At 54.4% G+C, this 390-nt stretch carries 1 pseudogene; it reads right to left on the bottom strand.

The window, feature by feature from the left end:
- Positions 1 to 169 precede the first annotated feature (169 nt).
- Positions 170 to 390: pseudogene (locus tag CHK_RS16725) on the bottom strand (M24 family metallopeptidase); the annotation flags it as partial.

The raw sequence follows: 390 nt of genomic DNA, 5'->3' as shown, positions 1-390 counted from the left end.
CTGGCCGCTGATCAGGTCGTAATCCGAGTGGCAGATGCCGCTTGCCAGCATCTTCATCAGCACTTCGTCCGGGCCAATCTCCGGCACCTCTATGTCCTGCATTCCGTACTTATCTTTTTCCGTGATCACAAACGCTTTCATTTCTCAACCCTCCCTTTTGATTTTTTCCTCAATACTTCCAGCAGGCGACAGGCTCCTCGCACGGGAACTTCGTGATCACACGGCACCCGTCCTTTGTCACCACGATCTGCTCCTCGAGGCGCGCTGCTTCCCCGTCTTCTCCATAATATGTCTCCACTGCAAAGTGCATGTTCTCCTCGATTCCCTCCGGATATTCCATCGAGCACTGGTGCCCGATCACCGGCTTTGACCAGTGCGCAATCCCTACTC

Origin of the sequence: Christensenella hongkongensis (assembly GCF_000981035.1) — a bacterium.
Taxonomy (GTDB): Bacteria; Bacillota; Clostridia; order Christensenellales; family Christensenellaceae; genus Christensenella; species Christensenella hongkongensis.
Note: the sequence above shows the minus strand (reverse complement) of the source record. Positions and strands in the feature narration are given on the sequence as shown.